The sequence below is a fragment of the Actinoplanes sp. NPDC004185 genome (assembly GCF_053603475.1).
On record NZ_JBSGFR010000047.1, the window covers coordinates 39,889 to 65,282 of the forward strand.

Sequence of the window (25,394 nt, forward strand, 5' to 3'; positions counted from 1 at the left end):
TCTGGTCGCTGCCGTGGCCGTGGATGCTCCGGGCGCCGCCGTCAGTGAACCGGCCCAGGATCCGGTGCTGGAGTCCGCCCTCACCGTGGCGACGTGCGCGACTGACCCACGTGCTGGCTCAGGCCCGCGGGACCCACATCTCCGCGACGACGTGAGCAATTGGGCAAACCCGCCGCGCTCGATGAGCAGCTGCCGTCCCGCGATACTCAATGAGCGCTCGCGTGGTCATCGGATCGCCGTGGAGGCGCGGGGTGCGATTACCCGCAGGAATGGCAGCGAGATAAGCAGAGCGATCGCGATCAGCAGACCGCTTACCCACACCGGGCCGAGGTCACCAGAATTGGCACCGAGGGCCGCTGCTGCAGCGACGGGGCCGCCGGCAGCACCGATGTTGACAGCCGCGGTCGCATACGACCCTCCCATGGTGGGAGCGCCCGCCGCCTCATGAAGCACCCTGGCGATGAGGGTGCTGCCCAACGCGAAGGACAGCATGCCCTGCACGAGAATGAGGAGCAGAAGCGCCACCGGCTGGGCAGCCAGAGTCGCCAACGCCATCCAACCGAGCAATAGCAACGGGCCACTAACTGCGACCACGATGCCGGGACGCTGATCAGAGAGCCGTCCCGCGAGGGTGACGCCGGCAAAGGAACCGACACCAAAGAGCACCAGCACGACCGAGACCCACAGCTCGTCCAGGCCGGCGGTGCCAGTCACGATCGGCGCCAGGAAGGTGAAAGTGGCAAAGGTAGCAGCGTTGACCAGGGCGCCGAGCAGCATGACCAGGACCAGCCTGGGCATCGCCAGCGGGGCCATCTCGCTCCGAAGAGACGAGCGAGCCGCACGGCCCTGAAGGGTCGTTCCGGCACGGGCCGGGATGCTCTTCATGACTCCGTAGGCAGCGGGAACGCAGAGTAGCGCGATCGCCCAGAAGGTTGCCCGCCAGTCAAGCAACGTGCCGAGCACGGCACCGCCAGGAACTCCGACGACGGTGGCTGCTGTCGTACCCGAGAACAGCACCCCAAGCGCGCGCCCCTTCTCATCACTCGCGACGAGCATGACCGCCGTGCTCAGTGCCACAGCAAGGAAGCCCGCGTTGGCCAGGGCAGCGGCCACCCGGGTGACAAGCAAAACCGCGAAACTAAATGTAAGGGCGCCCACGACGTGGGTCACGGCGAAAACCAACACGAAGCCGAGCAGGCTGGCTCGGGCGGGCCAGCGGCGCGCAATCGCCGCCATCAGCGGCGCACCGACGACCATCCCGACAGCGAATGCCGAGGTCAGTAGCCCGGCGGCCCCGACTGACACGTCGAGGCTCGTGGCGATGTCCGGTACGAGGCCGGCGAGCATGAATTCCGAGGTGCCCATGGCGAAGATCGCCACGGCAAGCAGGTAGAGCGGCACAGGCATCAAGAACTCCGAGGTGAGAGAGAACGAGGAGACGTCTCGTCACCGCGGCCAGCGCCCCGAGAGTGCGCGTCGAATGTCCACCGAGCAAGCTGCTACGAGATGGACTAGGAACTCAGCAGTTCAGGGGGCTGACGGTGTGACCGAGAGCCCCCACCTTGGATGCCTCCGGGCTCGACATGGCACCAACTTACTCAAGCCATCGACCTTTAGCTACCGGGTTAAGCCTGGCACGCGCGTCGGCCAGCCACAACGGCTCTGTTGCGTCGGCTGATCGGAAGATCAGGCAGGGTTGACCGATGAAGTCCGCGGCTCGGTCTCATTCCTGGTCTCCTCCCCGGTCGGCGTTCGCCTGCTTCCGCTTCCCGGCCGAGGTGATCATGGTGGCGGTCCGCTGGTACCTGCGCTACGGCCTCTCCTACCGCGACGTCGAGGAACTGCTCACCGAACGCGGCATTCAGGTCGACCATGTCACCGTCTACCGCTGGGTGCACCGGTTCGCCCCACTGCTCGCCGACGCCGCCCGATTCACCCGCCACTCGCCTGGCGATCGCTGGTTCGTGGAGGAGACCTACGTCAAGGTCAACGGCGTGTGGCGCTACGTCTACCGAGCCGTCGACCAGCACGGCCAGGTCGTCGACGTGCTGCTCACCGTCCGCCGAGACGCCCTGGCCGCCCGCCGATTCTTCACCCGGGCGCTGTGCACGCTGAAGTTGACACCAACCGAGGTGGTCACCGACGCCGCGCCGGTCTATCCCGGCGTGCTCGCCGAACTGGTCCCCTCGGCGTGGCACCACGTCGAGCAGTACGCGAACAACCCGATGGAAGCCGATCACGGCCCCGTCACCCGCAGGTCCACGCCGGTCGCCACCGTGACGCTCGCCTCGACCACCTGGTCGGCTCACTCCGCCACGGCCGTCCTCGAGGTCACCGCCACCCGTCCGATCACCGTCGACCCGGCGATGTTCATCCTCTACGACGCCGAGGGCTGGGAGAATGAGGCGGAGCAGAGCAAGCCGGTACGGTTCGGGGCCGGCACCGCCGCGCTCACCCTGACGTTCACCGGCACGCCTGCACGACCCGAGGCCTTGGGCTGGGTGGCGCAACCCGACGGGGATGCCGTCGCCGTATGGGAACGCGGTGGAGCACGACCGCTGTCGGACCAGTCAACTGCGCCGCCGCCCGGACACGGTGACCCCACCGCGATCATTCACCTCGTCACCCTCGTGTTGACCGTTGGCAACTCGCTGGGGCGGTTCCAGCGGTGGCGGTTCTCGTGGCCGAGCGCGACGTCTTCGACGTCCACAAGGACTTCGTCGGTGCGCGCTCGGTTCCAGACCTCGCGGCCGGACCGGATCTCTCTGAACGTGGATGCTTTCCGAGCAGGAGGCCTGGGTGAACTCGTTGAACTGGGCCCGGGTGGCGGCCTCGGTCGGTGCGGTAGACCGGCCGCAACGCTTTGGCGATCGCGTCGTAGTGCTGGCGGCCGGCGTAGCGGAACGAGTTGCGCAGCAGGTGGATCACACACGTCTGGACCACGGCCGGGGGTCAGGTCTGCCCGATCGCGTCGGCTCCCCGCCACGCTCCAGGGCATCCGCCGCTACCTCGGCTCGAGGTTGACCAAGGGCATCGGGCCGGTGTTCGCCGAGCGGATCGTCGAGCACTTCGGCCTCGACACCCTGCAGATCATCGAGGACGAACCAACCCGGCTGGTGGAAGTGCCGGGATTGGGCCCGAAACGCACGGCGAAGATCGCCGCAACGTGGGTGGCGCAGAAGGGCCATCAAGTAAGTAATGGTGTTCCCGCAAGGCGACAGGGTGTCTACCTCGATCGCGGTGCGGTTCTACCAGAAGTACGGTGACGCCTCGATCTATGTGATCAAGAACAAGCCGTACCGGCTTGCCGCCGGGGTGTGGGGGATCGGGTTCAAGACCGCGGAGACGATCGCGCAGGCCGCGGGGATCCCGCATGACAGTCCGCAGCGGGTGATGGCCCGGTTGCAGCACACGTGGTCGTAGGCCACCGACAACGGCCACTGCTTCGTGCCGACCCCGCAACTGGTCGCGGACGCGGAAAAGACTCTCGACGTACCCGCCGAGCTGACCATCCGCTGCCTGGACCTGATTGGTGAGGAAGGTGTTGTCCGTGAGTTGCTACCGGGGCGGACGGGCCGGTCCCGGCGGTCTAAAGCGGTTCAGCCTACGCCGGGCGCGGGTCACCGGTTCCGGCCTCCTGCCCGTGACGGGAAACCTACCAGGCGTAGGTTTCGATCGCAGGAGTATCGCCGAAGGCGATATGACTCCGCACTGCTTGTCTGATCCTGGGCTCGAAAGACACGAGTGAGGGGACGACCATGGCGCGATGGCGAACATGGATGGCTGACCGTCCGCTGCGGGTCAAGGTGCTCACACCGGTGGTCCTGGCGGCGATCGGCATCGGCGTGGTCGCTGTGTCCGGCCTCTCGGCACTGTCGGCCGAGGGAGACCGCACCCGCAGCATGTACAACGAGGTGGCCCGGCCGCTGAGCGACCTGGTGACCTTGCGCGACATGCAGGGCGACTCCCGGGTGGAGGTACGCGACGTCATCATCCTGCCGCCCGGCAGGGACCAGGACGACGTCATCGCCGGGATGCACGACACGGACGCGGCCGCGGACGCCGCCATCGCCGCCTACGTGGCCGACCACGGCAATCTGGACCGGACGCGCGCCGACCTGATCGCGCGGGCCCACGCCGGACTCGCCCAATGGCGAGACGTCCGGGACAAGCAGCTGATTCCGCTCGTGCGCTCCGGGGACGCAAAGGGCGGCGCGGCTCTGCTGGCTGAGGGCGCTGGACTCGACACCGCGAACCAGACCTTCGGTGACGCCCTCGACACCCTCGCGGAGTCGGAAACCGCCGCGGCCGAGCAGACCAAGGCCGCCGTCGCCGACGCGCAGGGGCATCAGCGCACCGTGATGGCGATCATCTCGATCGCCATCATCGCTGCGGCCGTACTCGTCGGCCTGCTTGTGGTCAAAGCAGTAGTCGGACCGGTGCGCAGGGTGCGAGCGGTGCTCACCGAGCTCGCCGCCGGCAACCTCACGGGAGATCCGCAGGTGCACAGCCGCGACGAGGTGGGGCAGATGGCCGCAGCGCTCGTCGCCGCGAACTCGGCCCTGAGCCGGACGGTGCAGACCATCGTAGAATCTGCGCGTACCCTCGGCGAGGCAGCTGACCAGCTAGCGACCGGCAGCGCGCAGATCGCCCACCGGGTCAGTGACTCCGCGGCGCAGGCCAGCATCGTGGCAGGCGACGCCGGGAGCGCATCGCAGAGCATCTCGACGGTCACCGCCGGCGCCACGCAGATGAACGCGGCGATCACCGAGATAGCGCGGCGCGCCGAACAAGCCGCGCTTGTGGCCGGCGACGCCGTCAATGTCGTCACCGGCACGTCGGCGACCGTCGAGGAACTGGGTCGCAGCTCGTCCGATATCGAGCAGGTCCTCAAGGTGATCAGCTCGATCGCTGCGCAGACCAATCTGCTGGCGCTCAACGCCACGATCGAGGCCGCCCGCGCCGGCGAGGCTGGCAAGGGCTTCGCCGTCGTGGCCGGTGAGGTCAAGGACCTGGCGCAGCAGACCGCGATTGCGACCGAGGACATCGGGCGCAGGATCAGCGCCATCCAGTCGACCAGCCGGGAGGCGGCCACGGCCATCGGCCGCATCGGCGAGGTCATCAACGAGATGAACGATCACCAGAGCGCGATCGCCGCTGCGGTCGAGCAGCAGACCGCGACCACGGGCGAGATCGGACGAAACGTCGCCGAGGCCGCCGACGCCAGCGCCCGCATCGCGGGAACGATCACCACCGTGGCCAACGCCGCCCGCGACACCGAAGCAGACGTCGCTCAGTCGCAGGGCCGGATCGCCGCCGTCACCCGGCTGTCAGAGGACCTGCGTGCCGTGGTCCAAGGCTTCCGCTACTGACGGCAGTCCCTGAGCGACTCGAACGTGGAAGAGTTGCGCCGCCGACATTCACTCTGCGCTCTTCGCGCCATCGCCCGAGGTCTTCCAACTGGTATGGGATCGGTGCAGCCAGAACACCGGGGCCGAGCGGCACCAGGGCCGAATCGACGGTGCCCACCCAGGTGGCGAAGGCTGAGCGGGAACACCGCGAGGTCGTTGCCGATCCACGGCACCCAGCCGCGCCGGTCGAGCTTCCGGTGCACAGGAGCAAGGCGAGCAGGCAGATCTGCGCGTTGCGGCGTCCGCAGTGGCGCTCTCGTGCCGGCTCGGCACCGGACATCAAGCGCCGACCCGGGCGATGGTGAGCATCACCGGCTCGGTTCCGACGCTCGGTCCCGGGCGGGCAAGCCACGCCGCTGCCGGGCAGCGCGGCGTCGTCGGTGGTGAAGGCACGGCCTGCCCTCGCGGCATGGAGGCCGCATCCCACCGGGCGGCTGCTGAAGACTTGCTGAGGCGCCGGTCTCCGATGCACTTCGGCCTGCGGTTTCAGCGTTTCCTCAGGTGCATCTCGCGATATTGACGAAATGCTTCTCGCCATCGCGGTAGCCGGTGCCGCCGGCTTGGCCGTGCTCCAGGTGAAGGCCTGGGCCTTATGGCTGCCGCTGACTCTGACGGCTGTCGCGATCGAGGACGAATCGGATCGGTGAGAGGCGTCGGCGCAGGAGGTGCTTCCTGTGTCCGCGCTGCCAGCGGCGGATTCTTTCAGCGGTTCTTCAGCGGCCGCGTAGCAGGATCCGCAGGCTGTGCCCACGCCCACCGACCGGAAGAGCTTTCATGACCGACCCCACCTTGACCTACCCCGAGGCGATCACTATCGGTCTGCTGCAGGGCGTCACCGAGCTGTTCCCGGTATCCAGCCTGGGCCACAGCGTCCTGCTGCCGGCGATCATCGGCGGCCGGTGGGCGCGTGATCTGAGCTTGAGCGCCGACCAGTCCCCGTACCTTGCTTTTGTGGTGGCCGTGCATGTCGCGACGGCCGTCGCGCTGATGTGGTTCTTCCGCGCCGACTGGGTGCGGATCGTCCGAGGGCTGGCCACGTCGATCCGCGACCGTCGGATCAGTACGCCGGACCAGCGGCTGGGCTGGCTACTGGCGGTCGCCACCGTCCCGGTCGGGCTGGCCGGCCTGGTTCTCGAGCACATTGTGCGCACCACGCTCGGCAAGCCGGTGCCGGCGGCCCTGTTCCTGATTCTGAACGGGCTGATCCTGGCCGGTGTCGAGCAGATCCGGAGCAACTCTCGGATCGCGGTGCCGGTGCCGACCGGATCCGATGGTATTTACGCCAGTTCCACCGCGCGCCAGGGCGGGCTCTCGGCCGGCCATGGTGATGTCGTCGCCGACAGCCGGCTGGCCGCGCAGAGCTGGGGTCAGGCGTTGCTGATCGGCAGCGCGCAGGTCCTGGCGCTGCTGCCCGGCGTCAGCCGCTCCGGCGCCACCATCGGCGCCGGGCTGCTGCGGGGGCTGTCCCACGAGGACGCGGCCCGGTTCGCGTTCCTGCTGGCCACCCCGGTCATTCTTGCGGCCGGCGTACTCAAAATGCCGGAGCTCGCCGGGCCGGCCGGACACGGCATTCTCGGCCCGGTGCTGGCCGGCAGCCTGGTCGCGGGCCTCGCCGCGTACGGATCCTTGCGATTTCTGACCAGATATTTTCAGACCCGCACCCTGAACCCGTTTGCGATCTACTGCGTCTTGGCCGGCCTGGGCGCCCTGGTCTGGACGACGGTCAACTGACCGGCCGGCAAGATGTGCCCCGGTCCGACGCGCAGCCGGCGAGCGCGAAGGCGAAGGCGAAGACAACCGTCATCGCCGCGCCCTGAAGCTGGCTGAAGACCGCGTCGCCCTTGTTTCTCCGTCGTCCTGTTCGTCATCGGGATCGCGCTCCTGGCGTCGGGCCGCTGCAGCGACGCGTTGATCAGGGTCAGGATCGGCCTGATCAATGCGGACCAGGTGGTCGACGGGCCGCAGCTGTTCCACCTCGTCGGCGCCGATCACGATTGCCTGTCGGCCCCGGCTCTGCGGCGCGGCGTCCCGGACCGCGCGGGCGGCGATGTCCACCTGTGCGCCTCGCCGCGGGTGTCCGACACCAGAATTCATGAACACCCATGAACACCTATGAGCGCCTCTGTCGGTACGACCGATCGTGGTCATTGCCCGGGAACACCGGCACCGATACGGAAACCCGACCCACGGACGGAAACAGCCATGACAGACCCGACGCCGCGCGACATCACCGCCGACGAGCCGGCTCCGCCCGCAGTCGAGGCTGCTCCTGTGCCGGCCAAGGCACCCTCGTACGGCCGGCGTAGTCGCCGCAGCGTGCAGGAACCGGCCCCAGCTGCCCGGTGCGTAGCGCAACTGCCGGGCATACGTGCCGCGTAACGCCGAACCCCGGTTCTGGCCTGAGCAGATCGAGGAAGTCATGGTGGGCGATGGCGAAGCCGTTCGCCGTGCGGCGGCGGCCTAGCTCGCGGGCCGCGCCGTCGTGGCCGGCGCCGATGCTCGCCGACACCACGAGGATGGTGTCTGGGTTCATCCGCGGAGACTGCCAAGATCTTGGTAAGAGAACGCTGAACCGGGCTGATCAGCCGCCGCCGGGGACGAGGCGGTAGCCGGCGCCGCGGACGGTCTCTATGGCGGCGCGGCCGAACGGGTGGTCGATCTTCTTGCGCAGATAGCCGATGTATACCTCGACGATGTTCGGGTCGCCGGTGAAGTGCGCGTCCCAGACGTTCTCCAGGATCGCCGTCTTGGTCATCGCCTGCCCTGGGTGACGCAGCAGGAACTCGAGCATGGCGAACTCGCGCGGGGTGACCGCGATCGGAGTGTCCCCGCGGGCCACCCGGCGCGCCGACGGGTCGAGCGTCAAGTCACCAGCGCGCAGCACCGCCGGCCGCTCGGGCGCGCCCCGGCGTACCAGGGCGCGCAGCCGGGCGATGAGCACGACGAACGAGAACGGTTTGATCAGGTAGTCGTCGGCGCCGAGGTCGAACGCGTCGGCCTGGTCGTATTCGCCGTCCTTGGCGGTGAGCATGAGCACCGGGGTCCAGATGCCGCGGGTGCGCAGCTCGCGGCAGATCTCATAGCCGTTGCGCCCGGGCAGCATGATGTCGAGCATCAGCACGTCGTAGGCGCCGTGCGGTGCCTCGGTCGCGTTCCACAGCCCGTCGACGCCGTTGTGGGCCAGATCGACGGTGAAGCCTTCCGCCGTCAGCCCGTCCCGGATCGTTTCGGCCAACTCCACCTCGTCCTCGACGACGAGCACCCGCATGGCGACCCCCTGTTCCCCGTCAGCCTGAACCGTTGCGCCGGAAGATACGCTGAACTCGCTGCTCAAAGAGTCGATCATCGGGTAGAGATGCCGCCGCGGGCGTACCCGGATGGCGATGTCGGCAAGGTCGAGCAAGTCACGGTCAGCGGGCAGATCTCCGTACGCCCAGAGCGGGCTGGCCGGCCGCTCGGCAAGATGGACCGCCACTCGCCGGGCCCTTTCGGCGCCGCGTAGTCGCCTCTGCTGACTTGGCCGGTGAGCCTGCCGTTGACGGAGACCATCTGCGTGCCGGTCACTGTGTCGGCACCGAGCAGTCTGCCGAGGTGCCGCACGTAGGGGTCCGGCGACCACGAGGCGATCACCAGCCGGTGCCCGTGGTGCCGGTGCCACTGCCACCGGTGCAGACAGTCCGCGCGCAGGCGTTCAGTGAGCAGGTCGTGAGCGTATCGTTGGGCGCCCGCGTCCACCTCGGCCGTCGCGAGTCCGCCTGGCAGCTGTTGGAGCAGCGCCTTCGCGCCGTCGTGTCCGGTGCCGGTGAGCCGGCGGCTGGCTGCGGCGGCGACCGCCCGGGTCGCCCGTAGCGGCCCGCAGACCTGGCGCAGGAACGGTAGCAGGGTGTCGCGGTGGGTGAGGGTACCGTCGAGGTTCCAGTCGACTACTGCCTGGTGCCGGCGTTGCCCGGGACGGTCGGGGACGGCGGGCCGCAGCACGCGCGCCTGCTCGACGGTGGTCAGTGGATAGGTGCTCACGACAATCGGCCTCCTCTGGGACTGCCGGCGAGCCTGCGCGCCCCGTGCTGAAGAATGGCTGAACGCCGCGCTTTCAGCGGCTCTTCAGTACCGCAGTCGTTACGGTGACGGCATGCGGGAACTGGCAGTGGTGCGGCGCTTCAAGCGTCGGCTGGGCGTGCGGCTGCGTTCGGCCCTGGCCGCCGCGGTGGTAGTGGTTGTCGCATCGCTGCTGTCCGGCGGCGTTCTGCTGATCATCGCGCGCACGGTCCTGCTGAACAACATCACCGCGGCCGCCACTGACCGGGCCACGCAGGTGGTCGGGGCCCTGCGGGGCGGTGACGACCTGAGCACGCTGTTACGGCCGTCGGCCCGCGAACGTACGGTGGTCCAGGTCATCGACGCCGCCGGCGGGGTCGCGGCCGCGTCCGACGCGCTTGCCGGGCAGGCCCCGATCTCCACCCTGCGACCGCGCGCGGAGCAGCGCCTGCACGAACGGCGCCGGCTGGCGTTCGCCCACGATGAATTGTTCCGGATCGTCGCCGTGGGGGTGCAGACCCCGGCGGGCGTGCAGACGGTGCTGGTCGGCGAGTCCCTCGACACGGTTGACGACGGCACCGAGGCGGTCATCGCGGCACTGCTGGTCGGTCTGCCGCTGCTCGCGGCCATGGTCGGGGCCGCGACGTTCTATTTCGTCGGGCGTAGCCTGCACCCGGTCGAGGACATGCGCGCCCAGGCGGCGTCGATCACCTCGCGCAACCTGCATACGCGCCTGCCGGTGCCGGCTACGGACGACGAGGTCGCCGCGCTGGCCACGACGATGAACACGATGCTGGACCGGATCGAGTCCGCCTCCGCGGCGCAGCGCCGGTTCGTCGCCGACGCCAGCCACGAGTTGCGCAGCCCCTTGGCGACGGTGCAGGCCAACGCCGATCTGCTGGAGGGCGCCGGCCTGGACGAGGCGCCCGCCCGGTCGGTGGCCCGGATCCGGCGCGAAAGCGCCCGGATGGCCCGCCTGGTCGAGGACCTGCTTCTGCTGGCCCGGGTCGACGATGCCGGGCTGCGGGTACGCCGCGAGGACGTGGATCTGGATGACCTGGCCTACGCCGATCGTGAGCGGATCGCCCTGGAGCACCCGAGGTTGACCGTCGAGGCAGCCATCGAGCCGGTGCGGGTCGTGGGCGACGCCGACGCGCTGCAGCGGGTGCTGCGCAACCTGCTCGACAACGCGGCCCGGCACGCCACCGGCACGGTCACGGTGACAGTGCGGGCGGCGGGTGGCTTTGCCGAGGTGAGCGTGGGCAACGACGGTCCGCCTATCCCCGCCGGCGACCGGGAGCGGATCTTCGACCGTTTCGTGCGCCTGGACGACAGTCGGTCGCGGGCCGGCGGCGGCACCGGGCTCGGCCTGCCCATCGCCCGCGACATCGTCACCGCCCACGGTGGTGAGCTCACCGTGGACGATCTCGATGCGGGCGCCGTCATGCGGATCAAGCTGCCGCTGCGCGACGCCATGACCGGCGGTCGCTGAGGACAGGAAAGGCCGGTCGCCTCGACCACACCCGGTGAACCGCCGACAATCTGTTCCTGCAGGCCGTGCCGGTACTTTTCACGGCCGGGGTCGTGGCCACCGGCGGTGCCCGGGTTGCCGTGCCGGCGGTTGCGACCGGGCCGAGAAGGCGGCGCACCCGCCGGCGAGCAGCTGGACCACGCTCAGCGCGCCCGCCACAGCCGCTGCTGAGCCGACCTGCCTGCCTGTCCCCGTTCTCGGTTGCCTGACCCGCCTGGTTCCGGCCGAAGATCGGCGGCTGCGGGGTCAGACCTGACGGATCGCCCCGGCCGATGGGCGAGCGGCGGCTCTCACCGATTTCTCAGGATCGCCGGTCTAGTGTCACGGCAAACGCACGTCCTACTTGTTGTAGGTTTAACTGCCGCCGAGGCGGGCAAGCCGGAGCGTCCGTCGATCTGAGAGGCGTGCCTTCATGCCGTCGTTTCTCGACCCGCAGCATCTGATCTCCACGTTCGGGCTGATCGGCATCCTGGCGATCGTCTTCGCCGAGTCCGGGCTGTTGATCGGTTTCTTCCTGCCCGGCGACTCGCTGCTGTTCACCACTGGCCTGCTGGTCGCTGACGGCACTTACCTGCACCAGCCGCTTTGGCTGATCTGCCTGCTGGTGTCGGTCGCCGCGGTGCTCGGCGACCAGTTCGGCTACCTGTTCGGCCGCCGGTTCGGCCCGGCGCTTTTCCGCCGGCCCGACTCGAAACTGTTCAAGCAGGAGAACCTGACCCGCGCCCGTGCCTTCTTCGACCGCTACGGCGCCCGGTCGATCGTCCTTGCCCGGTTCGTGCCGATCGTGCGTACCTTTACGCCGATCGTGGCCGGCGCCAGCCGCATGCACTACCGGACTTTTCTGATCTACAACGTGCTCGGCGGCACGCTGTGGGCTTGCGGTGTCACCATCCTGGGCTACTTCCTGGGCCAGGTGGCCTTCGTCCGCTCGAACATCGAGTTCATCCTGATCGGCATCGTCGTGGTGTCGGTCGTCCCGGTGGCCGTCGAGCTGTTGCGGGCGCGCCGCCGCTCCCGCACTGCCGGGGTCGACCAGCATTGACTGCTCCGGCGTGTCTGTCTCCGGATCGGCCTAAAACCTACAAAATGTAGGAGTTAGGAAGTTCAGGACGAGATCCGAGGAGCGCCATGGTCCGGCTCAGACGAACAGGCGCGGCCGTGGCCGCAACCATGCTGCTCGGCGGCATGGTTGCGGCCGAACGCGAGTTGCAGACCCGTCCGGTGGCGGCCCTGAGCGCCGCGGCCAAGCCGGACCACGTCGTGGTCGTGGTGCTGGAGAACAAGCGGTACGACGCGGTGATCGGTGACGCGAAGGTCCCATGGGTCAACGCACTGGCCGCGGGCGGCGCCAACCTCACCCGCTTCTATGCCGAGACGCATCCCAGTCAGCCCAATTATCTGGCGTTGTTCTCCGGCTCGACGCAGGGCGTGCGGGACAACAAGTGCCCGCACAACATCGGCGCGCGCCCGAACCTGGGCCGGCAGTTGATCGACGCCGGCTTCACCTTCACCGGCTTTTCCGAGGGCCTGCCGAGCGCCGGCTGGCGTGGTTGCTCGCATGGCCGATACGTGCGCCGGCACGTACCGTGGGTGAACTTCAGCAACGTCCCGGCGAGTGCGCACCAGCCGTACACGGCCTTTCCGCACGACTACCGCAAGTTGCCGACGCTGGCGTTCGTCATCCCGAACCTCTGTCACGACATGCACGACTGTCCCAAGGCCGACGCCGACGCCTGGCTGCGCAGACAGTTCGCCGGATACGTCGCCTGGGCGAAGACCCACAACAGCCTGTTCATCCTCACCTTCGACGAGGACAACCAGACCGGCGGTAACCACATCGCCACGATCATGGCCGGTGCCGGTGTCCAGCCCGGCCGGTATGCGGTCCGCGCCGATCACTATGGTCTGCTGCGCACCCTTCAGGACATGTACGGACTGCGGCCGACCGGCCGGTCCGCGAGCGCGGCTCCGGTGCACGGTGTGTGGATGACCCGCTGAGCGTCGGGTCAGAGCCAGGCGCGGGCCAGCGCGACGAACTCGACAGTCGCCACCACGGTGGCGGCCAGGCATCCGACGGCGAGCAAGGTCGGCCCGAGCAGTCGCCCGCGCCGTGGCGCAGGCGACGGCGCGATCAGCGCCCGCACCCGGTTCACGACGGTGCCGCCGTGCATGCCCAGGGCGGCCGCCGGGCCTGGGTCGACGGTCGCCAGGGCGGCCCGGGCCACCGCCTTCGCGGTCAGCCCGCGGTCACCGACGACCGCCGCGGCGTCCTCGTCGGCCCAGCGCTCGACCAGGTATGCCACCGCGGTGCGGACCGGAATGAGCAGCGGATTCAGCGCGGCCGCGGCCGCGGTCACGGCGACGAGGCGGTGGTGGCGATGGGCCAGATGGGCGTGCTCGTGGGCGAACAGCACTCGTCGTTCGTCGGTGTCGAGCAGCCGGAGGATGCCGCTGGTCACCAGCAGGTGACCCGGGCGGCCGGGCACCGCCACCGCGAGCGGCGCCGACCAGTCGGCCACCACCAGGCCGTCCTGCGGGGTGCCGGCCGCCCTCAGCCGGCGATGGGTGCTGGTGCGCAGGTGGATGTCGCGGGCCAGCCGGAAGGCGCCCCAGGCCAGCGACAGGGCGGCGATCAGCGCGACCGGTCCCGGCACCGGCTCGGGCAACTCCAGGCTCGGATGGTCGTCCAGTGCGGCCAGCGGGGGCAGATCGTCGAGCAGGGTCAGCGCCAGCAGGACCAGTGACCAGGTCGACGACGCCGCCGCGACAAATGCGGATCCGGTGAGGCCTCGGGCGATCAGGCCCGGCGTGCCGCGGGCCGCGAGCCGCCCGGCAGTCAGCGTCAGCGGCAACGCCAGCAGCAGGGGCAGGTAGATCGCGAAATTCACGGCAGCAGCAGCCTGCGCAGCGTGGCGGCGTCGTCCTCGTCCAGCGAAGCGGCGAACTGCTGCAGCACGGCCTGCCGGTCCACCGGATCAGCGAGCGCGGCCTGCATCCGCTTCGCGGCCGTAGTGGCGGCGTCCTCGACCGGCCAGTACAAGTGCCCGCGTCCGGCCTTGCGCCGGTGCACGAGGTGCTTCTCGTGCAGGCGGATCAGAATGGTCTGCACCGTGTTGTAGGCGAGATCACCGCCGATCGCGCTGTGCACGTCGGTCGCCGTCATCGGTTCGCTGTGGCCCCAGAGCAGACCCATGACCTCGGACTCCAAGGAGCCTCGGGCCCGCCGGCCCGCTGGTGCATTCATCGTGTCCAGACCTCCGGGGCCAGGATATCCGTTCAGCAGACCTACAGGATGTAGGGGATACCGTCGGCGGGTGACTCTTCACCCGCCCGAACTGCACCGCACCGCCCGAACCGCGGTCGCGGTCGCCGCCCTGGCCGCCCTGGTCTTCGTTCTGCTGACTGTGGCGGTGCTGGGCCATGTGAGCGCGATGGAGCAGGTCGACGCGGCGATCAGCGGACCGGCTCATCGGTTCGCGCTGGCGCACCCGCTCTGGCGATGGGTCATGTCCGCGATCACCCGGACGGGCAGCACGGCGTACCTCGGCCCGGTCGCCGCGGTGGCGTGCCTGGCGCTGCTGCGGTGGCGCCGCTGGCGGCAGGCGGGTTTCGTCGCCGTGGCCACCCTGGTGACGGCCGGGGTCCGGCTGATGATCGTGAACGCGGTGGCCCGTCCACGGCCGGTCGCGTGGCTCACGGCGGCGTCGGGCTGGTCCTTCCCGTCGGGCCACAGCACGGCCGCGGCCGCCGCCGCTCTGATCGCCGTGATCGTCGGCTGGCCTCTGCTGCGCCGGCGCCGCGACCGGCTGATGCTGTCCGGCATCCTGGGCGCTTGGGCGGTCGCTGTCGGCATCAGCCGGGTGGCACTGACGGTGCACTGGCCCACCGACGTGCTGGGTGCCTGGCTACTCGTGGCGGTAGTTGTCCCTGTGATCGCCGCCGGGTTCGGAGTGTTGCCGGCTCCCGACAAACCGGTCACCGCGGACTGAGCTCGGTTCGACCCCGGTCAGGCGGGCTCCGGGCGGTCGCTCACGCCGGAGCGCCGACGTGACCGGCGAGCGTCGGCCCGGCAGGAAGAACATAATCAACATCCCTGCCGCGTACGCCACCCAGGTGACGGTCTCGAGCACGGTGGCGCTCGGCGTGAGATTGACCGTGGCGGCCAGCAGCGTGCCGTACCAGGAGGTCGGCTCGACCGTGTTGGACACGTCGTAGGCCAGGTCGGTGCCGCCGGGCAGAGCACCGGCGGTCTGGAGGCCGTGCACGGCGTACTTGGCGATGCCGGCGGCGACCAGGATCAGCAGCACCGCGGTCCAGGTCAACAACCGGCCCAGATTCACCCTGGCGACTGCGGCGTACATGAGCCAGCCGAGCAGGATCGCCGAGGCCGCCCCGGAGATCACCCCGGCCAGTGGCGCGGCGGTCTGCGCGACGGCCTGCGCGGAGGCGAAAACCAGCAGGACCATCTCGACGCCCTCGCGGATCACCGCGACGAACGCCAGGGCGGCGATCGCGGCCGGGCCCAAGCCCAGTGCGTCGGTGAGCCGTCCGGTCAGGTCGGCCTTGATGGTGCGCGCGCTGCGCCGCATCCAGAAGATCATCCAAGAGACCAGAGCCACGGCGATCAGCAAGGTGATCGCCTCGAATCACTCCAGGCGTACGCCGGAGAGCGGCGTGGTGGCGACGTAGGTGAGGATGGTGCCCAGGCCGGCCGCGGCGACGACGGCCAGGCCGACGCCGGTCCACAGCGGGGCCAGGGCGTCCCGGCGCTAGGAGCGGCTGACCACGGTGAGCAGGATTGTGACGACCAGTGCGGCTTCGAGGCCGTCTCGGAGCCCGATCAGATAGCTGGCGAAGAAGGCGGTGCTCACACGCGTACCCCTTGATATTTAGCCGTACCTAACTTTCGCTAAGCTCCTACAGGTTGTGGGAGATGGCAAGCCGGGGATGGAGGCGGCCGTGGGTCAGAGCGCGATCGCCGTCGGGCCCGGCTTCGCCGTGGCGCTGGCCGGCCTGGCCGGGCTGGCGACGGTGGCCGCCCTGGTCGGCCGGCTGGGTGTGAGCCGGGCCGTGGTCGCGGCGGCGGTCCGGGCCGTCGTCCAGCTCGGCGTGGTGTCGCTGCTGATCGCCGCGGTGCTGCGCTCGTGGTGGGCGACTGCGGCGTTCATCGTGGTGATGCTCGGCGTCGCCACGATCACCTCCGCGCGCCGGGTCACCACACTGCGCATGGGCTGGCCGGTGGTGGCCCCGATCGCCGTCGGCGCGCTGCCCGTCGGCGCTGGGATCGTGGCGGCGCACACCATGCCGTGGACCACCGTCGCGGTGCTGCCGATCGCCGGCATTCTGATCGGCGGGGCGATGACCGCCACCTCCCTGGCCGGCCGCCGGGCGCTCGACGAGCTGCGCACCCGCCACGGCGAGTACGAGGCCGCCCTTGCTCTGGGCTTCCTGCCCCGCGACGCCGCGCTCGAGGTGTGCCGTCCCACCGCGGGGCAGGCGCTGGTCCCCGCGCTGGACCAGACCCGGACGGTCGGCCTGGTCACCCTGCCCGGCGCGTTCGTCGGGGTGCTGCTCGGCGGCGGTACGCCGGTGCAGGCGGGCGCCACCCAGCTGCTCGTGCTGATCGCGTTGCTGGCGGTGGAGGCGATCGCGGTCGCGGTGACTGTCGAACTGGTCGCGACCGGCACGCTGCGCCGGGTCGCCTGACCCCATTCGGCGATCAGGCGACCCGGGCGGCGCGCCGTCGAGTGTGCGGGAAATGACCCGGCGGCACCGTCTGGGCCGGCGGGACCCCGGCCCATCGTGGCAATCAGAGCAGCGGGCCGTGACCGGATCCGCGCCGTGACGCAAGACTCGGCCCGCCGGCGAGCCGGTGGGTGATGACCCGTTGTAGTGGACGACTCAGACGCCGTCGAACTGGTCGAGGGTGGCCTCGAGAGCTTTGAGGGCGGCTGCGCAGCCGGCCCGGTCCGAGTTGCCCGCGCGCACCGAATTCAGGACGGCGTCGATTTCGTCGTCGAGCTGGTGCCACTTGCCCGAGTCGCGGGGCTTGAGGCCGGCTTCGGCGTCGTCCCAGCTCACCTCGAGGTCCTTGGCCCGCTTCTTGGCGCCGGCCAGGTCGTTGTGGGCGACCATGGTCTGCATGTCGGTGGTGATCGTGGCGTAGGCGCTCAGGTTGCCCAGACGGGTCGTCGGATGCGGCTGCCGGGCGACCGGGGCGGCCGGACCGGCGCCGGGGGCGGTGCTGCCGGGCTGCTCGGCAGGCTGATCGGCGACGGCAACCGTGTCGGCGCTGTTCGGGCTGGTGTGCAGGCTGCTCAGGCCCACGCCGACGGCGGCGATCACGACGGCGCCCGCGACGGCCCACGCCAAGTCGGCGCGGCGGCCGCCGACCGGGCCGTCGCCCTTGACGGCCACCCCGTGCCGGTTGGCCAGGATCTGCTCCCGGGCGACCAGCCCCAGGATGACGACGAAGAACAGCAAGCTCGTTGTACTGGGGCCGAGGTCGAGGCCGCCGAAATCCTTGGACTGGGTGAGCAGGTCGCCCAGCGACGCGCCGAGCGGACGGGTGAGGATGTAGGCGATCCAGAAGGTCAGCACCTGCCCGGCGCCGGCCTTGAAGGCGATCCAGGTGAGCAGGATCAGGCCGCCGAAGATCAGTGTGCCGTTGCGGAAGCCGAGGCTGAGCGCTTCGGTGGCCAGGTCGCCGGCGGCGGTGCCGAGCGCGAAGGTGGTCAGGATCGCGCCCCAGTAGAAGCCCTCGCGGCGCGGTGTGTCGATCGAGGTGATCGCGAGCGTGCGCTCCTGGCGGTACCAGAGGATGAAGACGGCGACCAGGATCACCGCGAACACCGCGGTGCTCAGATAGAGGCTGACGCCGAGGGTGTCGGTGAAGAAGTCGGTGATCTGGGTGCCGACGATGCTGACCAGCACCACGCACAGCCAGTAGATCCAGGGCGTGTACTGACGCGTCCGCAGTTGAATGACGAGCGCGACGGCGAGCACGGTGATCATCAGGGCGTCGGTGACCAACGGACCAAGGCCCACATTCACGGCGAGGTAGTCGGCGAAGGTCTCGCCGATGGTCGTCGACAGCACCTTGATGACCCAGAACGTGGCGGTGATCGCCGGGACTTTGGTCAGCCAATCACGCGTACGCGGTGCCTGACTGGTGGAATACGCCATGGTTCCCCTTCTCAGCGGGCGGCGGCCGATGCGACTGCGGCCGTGATGATCAGCACGATGGCCACAAAACGCTGAGACGACGCTGAAAAAGTGTAGGCAGAGGGTTCGCGACAATTGCCTGCTTATGTGCAGACCCAAGCGTTCAGGTCTCCTTCAGCTGCGGCTGCCTGCTTCCCCGGCGCTACGAGGATGTTCCGACAGCGGACGGTGCTCGTGTACGGCCGGCCTTGGCCTCGACGGCGGCCGCCGGGTTGCGATGACTCGCCGCGTCACCTCATCAGCCCCCACCACAACCCCGCAGGGCCTGCCGCGTACCGCTTGTCGGGTTGGTTCAAGCCTGGAACGCCGCACGAATCCGACTCCCCGAGTTGTCCAGCCGTCGTTCGGCCGGGCATGGGAAGCAGATCCGCGAACAGGCGGCGCGCGCTCAGTGCCCGTCGCGGTGCCGTCGCGCTGCTGTGCTCTCCGCCGACGGGACCCGGTGTGACCGCGGACCACGGAAGTGGCTGGTAAAGCGAGCCTTACCTTATGGTGGTCCGGTGGTACCACGAATTCTCCCGGCGAGTCTGCCGACACCAGTCAGCAACGCCACCGCGGTGTCGTCCGAGGCGCGGCGTCCCGTTGTACCGCTGTGTGAGCTTCGTCCTGGATGTCGTGCCAGGGTGGTCAGCGTCAGCCCCGAGGCATCGCCGACGACGGCCCGTCGTCTCGAGGACCTTGGGTTCACGGCAGGAACGGTGGTCGAGGTCGTGCGCCGGGCGCCGTTGCGGGACCCGGTCATCTACTGGGTCAAGGACTATGAGCTTTGCCTGCGCCGGGCGCAGTCGGTATGCGTGTTGGTGCAGGAGCTCGGGGAATGACTGCTGCCGGTTGTCACAGCGGGGGCGAGGAGGCGGCGGTCGGCACGGCGTTGCCGCGGCTGGCTCTGGCTGGAAGCCCGAATGCGGGAAAGACCAGCATCTTCAACGCGCTGACCGGGCTGCACGCGAAGACCGGGAACTATCCCGGCGTGACCGTGTCCCGCTTCGTCGGCACCGCCCGCATCGGTGAGCAGCGTTACCTGGTCGAGGATCTGCCCGGCACGTACAGCATGGAGCCGATCAGCCCTGACGAGCGCGTCATGGTCGATGTCGTCGACGGCCGGCTCGACGGTGAACCAGCGCCGGACGCGCTGCTCGTGGTTCTCGACGCCACGACCCTGCGACGCTCGCTGCGGTTCCTCGCGAGCCTGCTCGTACGGGGTCTGCCGACGTGCGTCGTGGTGACGTTCACCGACGAGCTCGCCGCCCGTTCCGGGCATGTCGACCTGGAGGCGCTCGAACAGGCGCTGGGCGTACCGGTGGTGCGGGTGATCGGCAACCGGCGCACGGGCATCGACCGGCTGCGCGAGCAGATCAGCCGGTGGCGGTCGTGGTCGGCGCCAGCGCTGCCACCACCGACCGATAGTGCGGAACTGGACGCCTGGGCGGAGTCCGTGCTGACCTTCGCCGCCTATCGGGGCGCTGATCGGCACCGGCTCACGCAGCGCGTCGATGCCGTCCTGCTGCACCCGGTGTGGGGAACGGCCGTGTTCCTCGCCGTCATGGTGCTGTTCTTCCAGACGGTGTTCAGACTCGCCGCGCCTCTGCAGGGCTACGTCGAGTCCTTCTTCAGCTGGGCCTCCGGCCAGGTCGCCGTGCACGTGGGCAATCCATGGCTGGCGGGCCTGCTCGGCGAGGCGGTCATCGGCGGTGTCGGCGCGGTGCTGGCGTTCGTGCCCCAGATCATGCTGCTCTTCCTGCTGCTCGCCCTCCTCGAGGGTGTCGGTTACATGTCGCGGGCCGCGTTCCTGATGGACCGGGTGATGGCACGCGCCGGCCTGGAAGGACGGGCTTTCGTCGCGCTGCTGTCATCGTTCGCTTGCGCGATCCCCGGCATCATGGCCACCCGCACGCTGCCGTCGGCGAAGGACCGGCTGGCCACGATGATGGCGGCGCCGCTGATGACCTGCTCGGCGCGCCTGCCGGTGTATGTGCTGCTGATCGGACTGCTGGTGAGTCCCCAGGCCCACGTCGGCCCGTTCGGCGCCCAAGGCTTGATCATGTTCGGCCTGTACCTGCTCGGCGCCGTGTCGGCGATGGTGGCTGCCTGGGTCTTCAAGAAGATCGGCGACCGTAGCGGGGCGATGATGCCGTTCTACATGGAGATGCCGCCGTATCGGCTGCCCTCGGTCCGGTCACTGCTGGTCGCCGTATGGGACTCGGCGAGGTCGTTCCTCCGCAAGTGCTCGACCATCATCGCCGTGACCACGATCGCCCTGTGGCTGCTGCTCAACCTGCCCCTGCACTCGGCCGCCGACCTCCGCTCGCACGGCATCGACCCCGGCGACCGCACGGCGGTGTCGGCATACGTCGCCGACCACAGCGTCGCCGCCGACATCGGCCGGCTCGTCTCGCCGGTCTTCGAACCGCTCGGATTCGACTGGCGGATCAACATCGGCATCCTGTCCGCCCAGTCCGCGCGGGAGACGTTCGTGGCCACCCTGGGCCAGGTGGCCGCCGCCGAGAACCCCGACGATCCGGCGCAGGCGCTGCAGTCGATGACCTACACCGACGGACCGCGCGCCGGGCAACCGATCTTCACCGCCCCCACCATCGCCGCACTGCTGGTCTACTTCGCGTTCGCCCTGCAATGCATGGCCACCGTCGGGGTCATCCGCCGAGAGACCGGCAGCTGGAAATGGCCGGCGATCGCGTTCACCTATCTCACCGCGCTCGCCTGGGGCATGGCCTTCCTGGCGCGAACGATCACCGCTCTCCTGGTCGGGTGAGCGGTGATCCCGATCCACCCGCAAGCCTGCGCGGGACAGCCCGATCAGCTCCGCTGGATCATCCCCACCGGCCTGTTGCCCTTCTCCGGCATACCGGCGGCAGTGCCCGCGCCCATGGCCGCCCTGCTGGACGACGGAACGCTCGAGCAGGTTCGCGTCGAGCCGGACGCCGTCGTGACCGTGTTCGGCGCCGGGCGGGACCGGGTACGCGCCGGCGCCCGGGTCCGGTCGGCGCTGCACGCTGCGCTCGACGAACCGACTCGATGGGTGCCGGCGGGTAACCCGCAACGGGCGGACGACGAGGCGCTGCGCGTCGCCGCCGCCGCGTTGCTCGACGGCCCGGTCGGCCAGTTCGCTCAGTCGCACGGGGGCAGGATCGAACTGGTCGGTGCTCAGGACGGAATCGTCACCGTCCAATTGGCCGGTGCCTGTCACGGCTGCCCAGCCGCGCGTCACACCCTACGAAAGCGCCTGGAGGACCAACTCCGCCGGCGTCATTCCGGTCTGCGTGCGGTCGTCGAGGCCGGTGGGCCCGCAGCCTGAAGCTTGCCCGCGACCTGGGGCTCGGCACCGTCGCCGAGGGCGTCGAATCACCGAAGACCTGGGACCGGCTCAACGAATTCGGCTGCGACGACCGGACGCCACAACGAACCTCGCTCGATCGGCTCATCTGCGGTCTCGATCGGCGTGTCCTTCTGCGCCCAGGCGCGTTGCGGGCCGAGGTCTTCCGCACCGTCAGCACCCGGTCGGCCGACCGGGGCGCGAGAGGGCAACGTCTCTGGATGTCGACACGCTCGACCGCCGCTCCACGCCACGATCGGGTGATGGCCAACAGCCGCCTGCTCGGACCGACCAGCAAATTCTTGCGGCGTCGCCTCGCTTTGCGTGCCGGGCGTCCTCCGACATGATGTAGGTGTACCGTTTGGTAATGCTTTGTCCCTACCCAGGACCATGACCAGAACGGGGTTTCACTCATGCCTCAGCCACGGATGCCCATGGAGAACGCGTGGACGGATCTGCCGGCGGGGGACCTGCCGGCCGGTGGTTCGACCGAGCAGCTACGCGACTTCATCGCGAAGGTACCGGCTGTCACCCTCGGCTTCTGGGTGGTCAAAATTATCGCCACCACGTTGGGCGAGACCGGTGGCGATTCGCTGTCCATGTCGATGGGCCTGGGCTACCTGACCAGCACCGCGATCTTCGCGGTCGTCTTCGTGGCCGCGGTGATCCTGCAGATCCGGGCCGTGCGGTTCAACCAGTGGGTCTACTGGTTCACGATCATCGCGACGACGACACTGGGCACCACGATCGCCGACTACGTCGACCGGGACCTGGGCGTCGGCTACCCGGGCGGCACCACCATCTTGATCATCTGCCTGCTCGTCTCTTTCGGCCTGTGGCACAAAGCGACCGGAACGATCGCGGTGACCAGCGTTCAGAACCCGCGTACGGAAGGGTTCTACTGGCTGACCATCTTGTTCTCGCAGACGCTGGGCACTGCGCTGGGCGACTGGACCGCCGACACGATCGGCCTCGAGTACACCGGCGGCGCCCTGCTGTTCACCGCGCTGCTGGCGATGATCGCCGCCGCGTACCGCTGGACCCGCCTTTCACACACGCTGCTGTTCTGGGCGGCCTTCGTCCTGACCCGGCCGCTGGGCGCCGTCGTCGGCGACTTCCTCGACAAGCCCATCGCCAAAGGCGGCCTCGACCTGGATCGCTACGCCGCCTCCGCCGTGCTGCTCGCCGCCATCATCGCGTTGCTCGCCATCCGGCGTCAGCGCCCCGCTGTCCGACCGCACTGATAGCCCGGGTGAGCACGTCGGGAATGCCTATCGCGCCGCTCCTGACTGGGAGGCGGCCGGGCTCTGGCTCCCACCGCCCAGCTCGTCGCGGACGACAAGCAGGGCGCCGAGTACGCGTTGGGCCGCCGAGGCGGCATCGAGATCCGGTGAGCCGGATTTGCTGGCCGTGGCCGCGTCGACCTGAGCGGTCGGTTGGTCGCCGCCGGGGTGGACCCTTCAACGGTGTTCGACGCCGTCGACGCGGCCGTGCGTCACCTGGCCGCCGGCGACCGCCGAACGACGGCGCCTTCGGGCAGATGGGGCAGGCCGCTGGCCGCAACCCGGTCGTCCAGGCTTTCCGCCTTGAGCCGGTGCCGCTTCCCGCGGTACCGACCACGGTTCAGGTGGACAGTAGGCGCGGGTGCGAGGAATCGTCGTGCCATGACGTCGATGGCCGGCCGTTTGGTTCGCTGCGGCACCAGTCGGTGAATGCGGCGGGGGGCATCGGGCGAGCGTAGTGATAGCCCTGGGCAACGTCGCACCCGAGCTTGCGCAGGGCGGCGACGTGGGCGGCGGTCTCGACGCCTTCGGCGACCACGGTCAGGCCCAGGTTGTGACCCAGATCGATGGCCGCCCGCACGAGCGCGGCGTCGTTAGGGTCTCCGTCCATGCCCATGACAAAGGTGCGGTCGACCTTCAGTTCGTCGATCGGCAGACGCTTGAGGTACGCCATGGACGAGTACCCGGTGCCGAAGTCGTCGATGGACAACTTGATGCCGAGCTCGTGCAGTCGGGTAAGGGTATTCAAGGCGAGAGCCGGCTTGGCCATGACCGCCGTCTCGGTGACCTCGAGGCGCAGCAGCGTGGCGGGTAGCCGGAAGTCGTGCAGGAGATCGGTGATCTGCTCCACCAACATGGGGTCGAGCAGGCAGCGGGGGGACAGGTTGACGGCGATCGCGATGGGACGACCCTCATCGAGCCAGTCCCGGCCCTGCCGGATCGCGTGACGGAGAACGCTCACGGTGAGCCTGTTGATCAAGCCGGTCGTCTCGGCAATCGGGATGAATTCGGCGGGTGAGACCGCTCCCCGCACGGGATGGTGCCAGCGCAGCAGCGCCTCCACTCCGCAGATCGCGCCGGACGCCAGGTTGATCTTGGGCTGATAATGCAGTTCGAGTTGGTCGGTGGCGTCGAGCGCGCGACGCAGGTCGCCCAGCAGTTGTAGGCGGCTGGCATCGCCGGTGTGCATGTCGGGGGAGTGCAGCACCGCTCCGGTTTTGGCTTCTTTGGCCGCGTACCTGGCGATGTCAGCGTTTCTCAGCAGCGCATCGACGGCTTCCGGTTCGGCCGCGCAGGCCACGCCGATGCTGGTTTCCACGTCGACGGTGACGCCGCCGATCACGAAGCTGTGGTGTAGCTCCTTGGTCAGCCGGTCGGCCAGGGCGAGCGCCTCCGGCGCGCTGATGCCGGGCAGCAGAACAGCGAATTCGTCGCCGGACAGCCGGGCGACCGTGTCGCCGGTCCGGACGGTGGCCAGGATCCGCTGCGCGACCTGACGCAGGAGATCGTCGCCGTAGGAGTGCCCGAGCGTGTCATTGACTTCTTTGAACCGATCGAGGTCCAGGACCAGAACGGCGACGTCGCTGGTGGCGCGCACGGCGTCGGCCAGTCGCTCACCGAGCAGAACCCGGTTGGCCAGCCCGGTCAGCTCGTCGTGCAGCGCGCGGTGCCGGCTGTCGGCGGACTGCCGCAGCAGCGCACGCTGATAGCCCACGGTCACGGCAGTGAAAGCAGCAAGCAGCGCCAGCCCCACCGCGAAACCGGCAATGGTGGTCGCGAACACGATGCTTTCCACCCGGTGCAGCTGTCGCAATGTCTGCTGCGCCGCGCGCACGTGCGCGTCGGTCGCGTCCTGCACCAGATCACTGATACGCGCGAAAGCCGGATCCACTTCGTCGTTGTCGATCCGCAGCACGGTGACCGGGTCACCGGCGTCCACAGCGGCGAACATCCGCGCGATGGCGGTGACATAGCCCGCGTGCAGCGACCGCAGGGACGTCACCAGCGCGCGGTCATCGGTGGTGCCACGCCTGTAGACGTCGTTGAGCGCCCGGTGCAGGTCGTCGCCGGCCTGGCGGTGGCGCTCCCGTACTTCGGCGCCCGGTTCCAGGCGGTACTTGCGCTCCAGCGATTCCTCCGCCGCGACAGCGTTGAACGCCCGGTTGTACGCCTCGGCGAGCATCGCCGACCGGCTCGCCGTCTGCGCCGAGCCGCGGGTACTGGCGGCGCCAAGCACGCTGAGCGCGGTCAGGGCGAGCAGAACGACTGCAAGACCGATCGCCGCGACACGTCGAGTCCGTTGTGACCGACCCACTCCGGTAACCCCCATGACTGTCTGCCGATCGCACACTATGCCTCTATTCATCGGCAACTCGGGCACCGATCTGACCGTTCTTCACGGGCCTCGTCAACCCCTCACCCGCTCGATGGGAGTAGCACAGTGCACGGGCGCCTCGGTCGACAGCGGCAATAACTGATCGCGGAACTAGGTCGCGTTTCATAAAGCTTTGAGCCATTGGTTGATGGCGGCGACGGTGAGGGTGGCTTCGTAGCGCACGGCCAGCTTGTCGTATCTGGTG

The 25,394-nt window shown here is 69.2% G+C and carries 23 protein-coding genes; 14 read left to right on the plus strand and 9 right to left on the minus strand.

Features of this window, described 5'->3' with window-relative positions:
- Positions 1-225: 225 nt before the first annotated feature.
- Positions 226-1,407 (minus strand): Cmx/CmrA family chloramphenicol efflux MFS transporter, encoded by a 1,182-nt coding sequence (locus tag ACWEOZ_RS35475; RefSeq protein ID WP_451915027.1) that lies wholly within the window; start codon positions 1,405-1,407, stop codon positions 226-228.
- A 296-nt stretch (positions 1,408-1,703) separates the two neighbouring features.
- On the opposite strand from ACWEOZ_RS35475, the gene ACWEOZ_RS35480 reads away from it, so the two are divergent.
- From ACWEOZ_RS35480 to ACWEOZ_RS35500, 5 genes are all read left to right on the plus strand, one after another.
- A complete protein-coding gene (locus ACWEOZ_RS35480; protein ID WP_451915028.1) occupies positions 1,704-3,266 on the plus strand; it encodes an IS6 family transposase in 1,563 nt (520 codons plus the stop codon).
- Positions 3,223-3,423, plus strand: coding sequence for a helix-hairpin-helix domain-containing protein (locus ACWEOZ_RS35485; RefSeq protein ID WP_451915029.1), 201 nt, complete (start codon positions 3,223-3,225; stop codon positions 3,421-3,423). Before ACWEOZ_RS35480 ends, ACWEOZ_RS35485 begins: the two co-directional genes overlap by 44 nt.
- A 335-nt stretch (positions 3,424-3,758) precedes the next feature.
- Complete coding sequence (locus tag ACWEOZ_RS35490) at positions 3,759-5,372, plus strand: methyl-accepting chemotaxis protein (protein WP_451915030.1); 1,614 nt, start codon at positions 3,759-3,761, stop codon at positions 5,370-5,372.
- Positions 5,373-5,935: 563 nt separating this feature from the next.
- On the plus strand, positions 5,936-6,058 hold the full coding sequence (locus ACWEOZ_RS35495; RefSeq protein WP_451915031.1) for a hypothetical protein: 123 nt from the start codon (positions 5,936-5,938) through the stop codon (positions 6,056-6,058).
- Positions 6,059-6,185: 127 nt separating this feature from the next.
- Positions 6,186-7,142 (plus strand): undecaprenyl-diphosphate phosphatase, encoded by a 957-nt coding sequence (locus tag ACWEOZ_RS35500; protein WP_451915032.1) that lies wholly within the window; start codon positions 6,186-6,188, stop codon positions 7,140-7,142.
- A gap of 69 nt (positions 7,143-7,211) precedes the next feature.
- Here ACWEOZ_RS35500 and ACWEOZ_RS35505 read toward each other — a convergent pair whose 3' ends face one another.
- The 3 genes from ACWEOZ_RS35505 to ACWEOZ_RS35515 form a co-directional block, all read right to left on the minus strand.
- Positions 7,212-7,466, minus strand: coding sequence for a hypothetical protein (locus ACWEOZ_RS35505; RefSeq protein WP_451915033.1), 255 nt, complete (start codon positions 7,464-7,466; stop codon positions 7,212-7,214).
- A 526-nt stretch (positions 7,467-7,992) separates the two neighbouring features.
- Positions 7,993-8,679, minus strand: a complete 687-nt coding sequence (locus ACWEOZ_RS35510; RefSeq protein ID WP_451915034.1) for a response regulator transcription factor — start codon at positions 8,677-8,679, stop codon at positions 7,993-7,995.
- 74 nt (positions 8,680-8,753) lie between these two features.
- A complete protein-coding gene (locus ACWEOZ_RS35515) occupies positions 8,754-9,428 on the minus strand; it encodes an HAD-IB family phosphatase (RefSeq protein WP_451915035.1) in 675 nt (224 codons plus the stop codon).
- A gap of 112 nt (positions 9,429-9,540) precedes the next feature.
- Here ACWEOZ_RS35515 and ACWEOZ_RS35520 point away from each other — a divergent pair, with 112 nt between their 5' ends.
- From ACWEOZ_RS35520 to ACWEOZ_RS35530, 3 genes are all read left to right on the plus strand, one after another.
- Complete coding sequence (locus tag ACWEOZ_RS35520; RefSeq protein ID WP_451915036.1) at positions 9,541-10,938, plus strand: sensor histidine kinase; 1,398 nt, start codon at positions 9,541-9,543, stop codon at positions 10,936-10,938.
- A 451-nt stretch (positions 10,939-11,389) separates the two neighbouring features.
- Complete coding sequence (locus ACWEOZ_RS35525; RefSeq protein ID WP_451915037.1) at positions 11,390-12,019, plus strand: DedA family protein; 630 nt, start codon at positions 11,390-11,392, stop codon at positions 12,017-12,019.
- 116 nt (positions 12,020-12,135) lie between these two features.
- The gene (locus ACWEOZ_RS35530) at positions 12,136-12,975 is read left to right on the plus strand and encodes an alkaline phosphatase family protein (protein ID WP_451915038.1); all 840 of its coding nucleotides are present in this window, start codon (positions 12,136-12,138) and stop codon (positions 12,973-12,975) included.
- 8 nt (positions 12,976-12,983) lie between these two features.
- Here ACWEOZ_RS35530 and ACWEOZ_RS35535 read toward each other — a convergent pair whose 3' ends face one another.
- Both ACWEOZ_RS35535 and ACWEOZ_RS35540 read right to left on the minus strand, forming a co-directional pair.
- Positions 12,984-13,865 (minus strand): M48 family metalloprotease, encoded by an 882-nt coding sequence (locus ACWEOZ_RS35535; protein ID WP_451915039.1) that lies wholly within the window; start codon positions 13,863-13,865, stop codon positions 12,984-12,986.
- Entirely contained in the window at positions 13,862-14,221 is a 360-nt protein-coding gene (locus ACWEOZ_RS35540) for a BlaI/MecI/CopY family transcriptional regulator (RefSeq protein ID WP_451915040.1), read from the minus strand. Before ACWEOZ_RS35540 ends, ACWEOZ_RS35535 begins: the two co-directional genes overlap by 4 nt.
- A gap of 70 nt (positions 14,222-14,291) precedes the next feature.
- Here ACWEOZ_RS35540 and ACWEOZ_RS35545 point away from each other — a divergent pair, with 70 nt between their 5' ends.
- On the plus strand, positions 14,292-14,966 hold the full coding sequence (locus ACWEOZ_RS35545; protein ID WP_451915041.1) for a phosphatase PAP2 family protein: 675 nt from the start codon (positions 14,292-14,294) through the stop codon (positions 14,964-14,966).
- On the opposite strand, the gene ACWEOZ_RS35550 is transcribed toward ACWEOZ_RS35545, so the two are convergent.
- Positions 14,883-15,614, minus strand: a complete 732-nt coding sequence (locus ACWEOZ_RS35550) for an FTR1 family iron permease (protein WP_451915055.1) — start codon at positions 15,612-15,614, stop codon at positions 14,883-14,885. The two genes, ACWEOZ_RS35545 and ACWEOZ_RS35550, sit on opposite strands and share 84 nt — an antisense overlap.
- 322 nt (positions 15,615-15,936) lie before the next feature.
- On the opposite strand from ACWEOZ_RS35550, the gene ACWEOZ_RS35555 reads away from it, so the two are divergent.
- Complete coding sequence (locus tag ACWEOZ_RS35555) at positions 15,937-16,683, plus strand: ABC transporter permease (RefSeq protein WP_451915042.1); 747 nt, start codon at positions 15,937-15,939, stop codon at positions 16,681-16,683.
- Between the two features lie 195 nt (positions 16,684-16,878).
- Here ACWEOZ_RS35555 and ACWEOZ_RS35560 read toward each other — a convergent pair whose 3' ends face one another.
- Positions 16,879-18,162 (minus strand): COG4705 family protein, encoded by a 1,284-nt coding sequence (locus ACWEOZ_RS35560; protein ID WP_451915043.1) that lies wholly within the window; start codon positions 18,160-18,162, stop codon positions 16,879-16,881.
- Between the two features lie 596 nt (positions 18,163-18,758).
- Between ACWEOZ_RS35560 and ACWEOZ_RS35565 the strand changes: the two genes are divergently transcribed.
- From ACWEOZ_RS35565 to ACWEOZ_RS35580, 4 genes are all read left to right on the plus strand, one after another.
- Positions 18,759-19,022, plus strand: a complete 264-nt coding sequence (locus tag ACWEOZ_RS35565; RefSeq protein ID WP_451915056.1) for a FeoA family protein — start codon at positions 18,759-18,761, stop codon at positions 19,020-19,022.
- On the plus strand, positions 19,019-20,971 hold the full coding sequence (feoB, locus tag ACWEOZ_RS35570) for a ferrous iron transporter B (protein ID WP_451915044.1): 1,953 nt from the start codon (positions 19,019-19,021) through the stop codon (positions 20,969-20,971). Before ACWEOZ_RS35565 ends, feoB begins: the two co-directional genes overlap by 4 nt.
- 3 nt (positions 20,972-20,974) lie before the next feature.
- The gene (locus ACWEOZ_RS35575) at positions 20,975-21,514 is read left to right on the plus strand and encodes a NifU family protein (protein WP_451915045.1); all 540 of its coding nucleotides are present in this window, start codon (positions 20,975-20,977) and stop codon (positions 21,512-21,514) included.
- A 431-nt stretch (positions 21,515-21,945) separates the two neighbouring features.
- Complete coding sequence (locus ACWEOZ_RS35580) at positions 21,946-22,776, plus strand: COG4705 family protein (protein ID WP_451915046.1); 831 nt, start codon at positions 21,946-21,948, stop codon at positions 22,774-22,776.
- A gap of 379 nt (positions 22,777-23,155) precedes the next feature.
- On the opposite strand, the gene ACWEOZ_RS35585 is transcribed toward ACWEOZ_RS35580, so the two are convergent.
- Complete coding sequence (locus tag ACWEOZ_RS35585; protein ID WP_451915047.1) at positions 23,156-25,144, minus strand: putative bifunctional diguanylate cyclase/phosphodiesterase; 1,989 nt, start codon at positions 25,142-25,144, stop codon at positions 23,156-23,158.
- Positions 25,145-25,394: the final 250 nt, after the last annotated feature.

Bases quoted from the DNA above. Each gene is read 5' to 3' on its own strand.
- ACWEOZ_RS35475 (WP_451915027.1), bottom strand. From the start codon at position 1,407: ATGCCTGTGCCGCTCTACCTGCTTGCCGTGGCGATCTTCGCCATGGGC.
- ACWEOZ_RS35480 (WP_451915028.1), top strand. From the start codon at position 1,704: ATGAAGTCCGCGGCTCGGTCTCATTCCTGGTCTCCTCCCCGGTCGGCG.
- ACWEOZ_RS35490 (WP_451915030.1), top strand. From the start codon at position 3,759: ATGGCGCGATGGCGAACATGGATGGCTGACCGTCCGCTGCGGGTCAAG.
- ACWEOZ_RS35495 (WP_451915031.1), top strand. From the start codon at position 5,936: ATGCTTCTCGCCATCGCGGTAGCCGGTGCCGCCGGCTTGGCCGTGCTC.
- ACWEOZ_RS35500 (WP_451915032.1), top strand. From the start codon at position 6,186: ATGACCGACCCCACCTTGACCTACCCCGAGGCGATCACTATCGGTCTG.
- ACWEOZ_RS35510 (WP_451915034.1), bottom strand. From the start codon at position 8,679: ATGCGGGTGCTCGTCGTCGAGGACGAGGTGGAGTTGGCCGAAACGATC.
- ACWEOZ_RS35520 (WP_451915036.1), top strand. From the start codon at position 9,541: ATGCGGGAACTGGCAGTGGTGCGGCGCTTCAAGCGTCGGCTGGGCGTG.
- ACWEOZ_RS35525 (WP_451915037.1), top strand. From the start codon at position 11,390: ATGCCGTCGTTTCTCGACCCGCAGCATCTGATCTCCACGTTCGGGCTG.
- ACWEOZ_RS35540 (WP_451915040.1), bottom strand. From the start codon at position 14,221: ATGAATGCACCAGCGGGCCGGCGGGCCCGAGGCTCCTTGGAGTCCGAG.
- ACWEOZ_RS35560 (WP_451915043.1), bottom strand. From the start codon at position 18,162: ATGGCGTATTCCACCAGTCAGGCACCGCGTACGCGTGATTGGCTGACC.
- feoB (WP_451915044.1), top strand. From the start codon at position 19,019: ATGACTGCTGCCGGTTGTCACAGCGGGGGCGAGGAGGCGGCGGTCGGC.
- ACWEOZ_RS35580 (WP_451915046.1), top strand. From the start codon at position 21,946: ATGCCTCAGCCACGGATGCCCATGGAGAACGCGTGGACGGATCTGCCG.
- ACWEOZ_RS35585 (WP_451915047.1), bottom strand. From the start codon at position 25,144: ATGGGGGTTACCGGAGTGGGTCGGTCACAACGGACTCGACGTGTCGCG.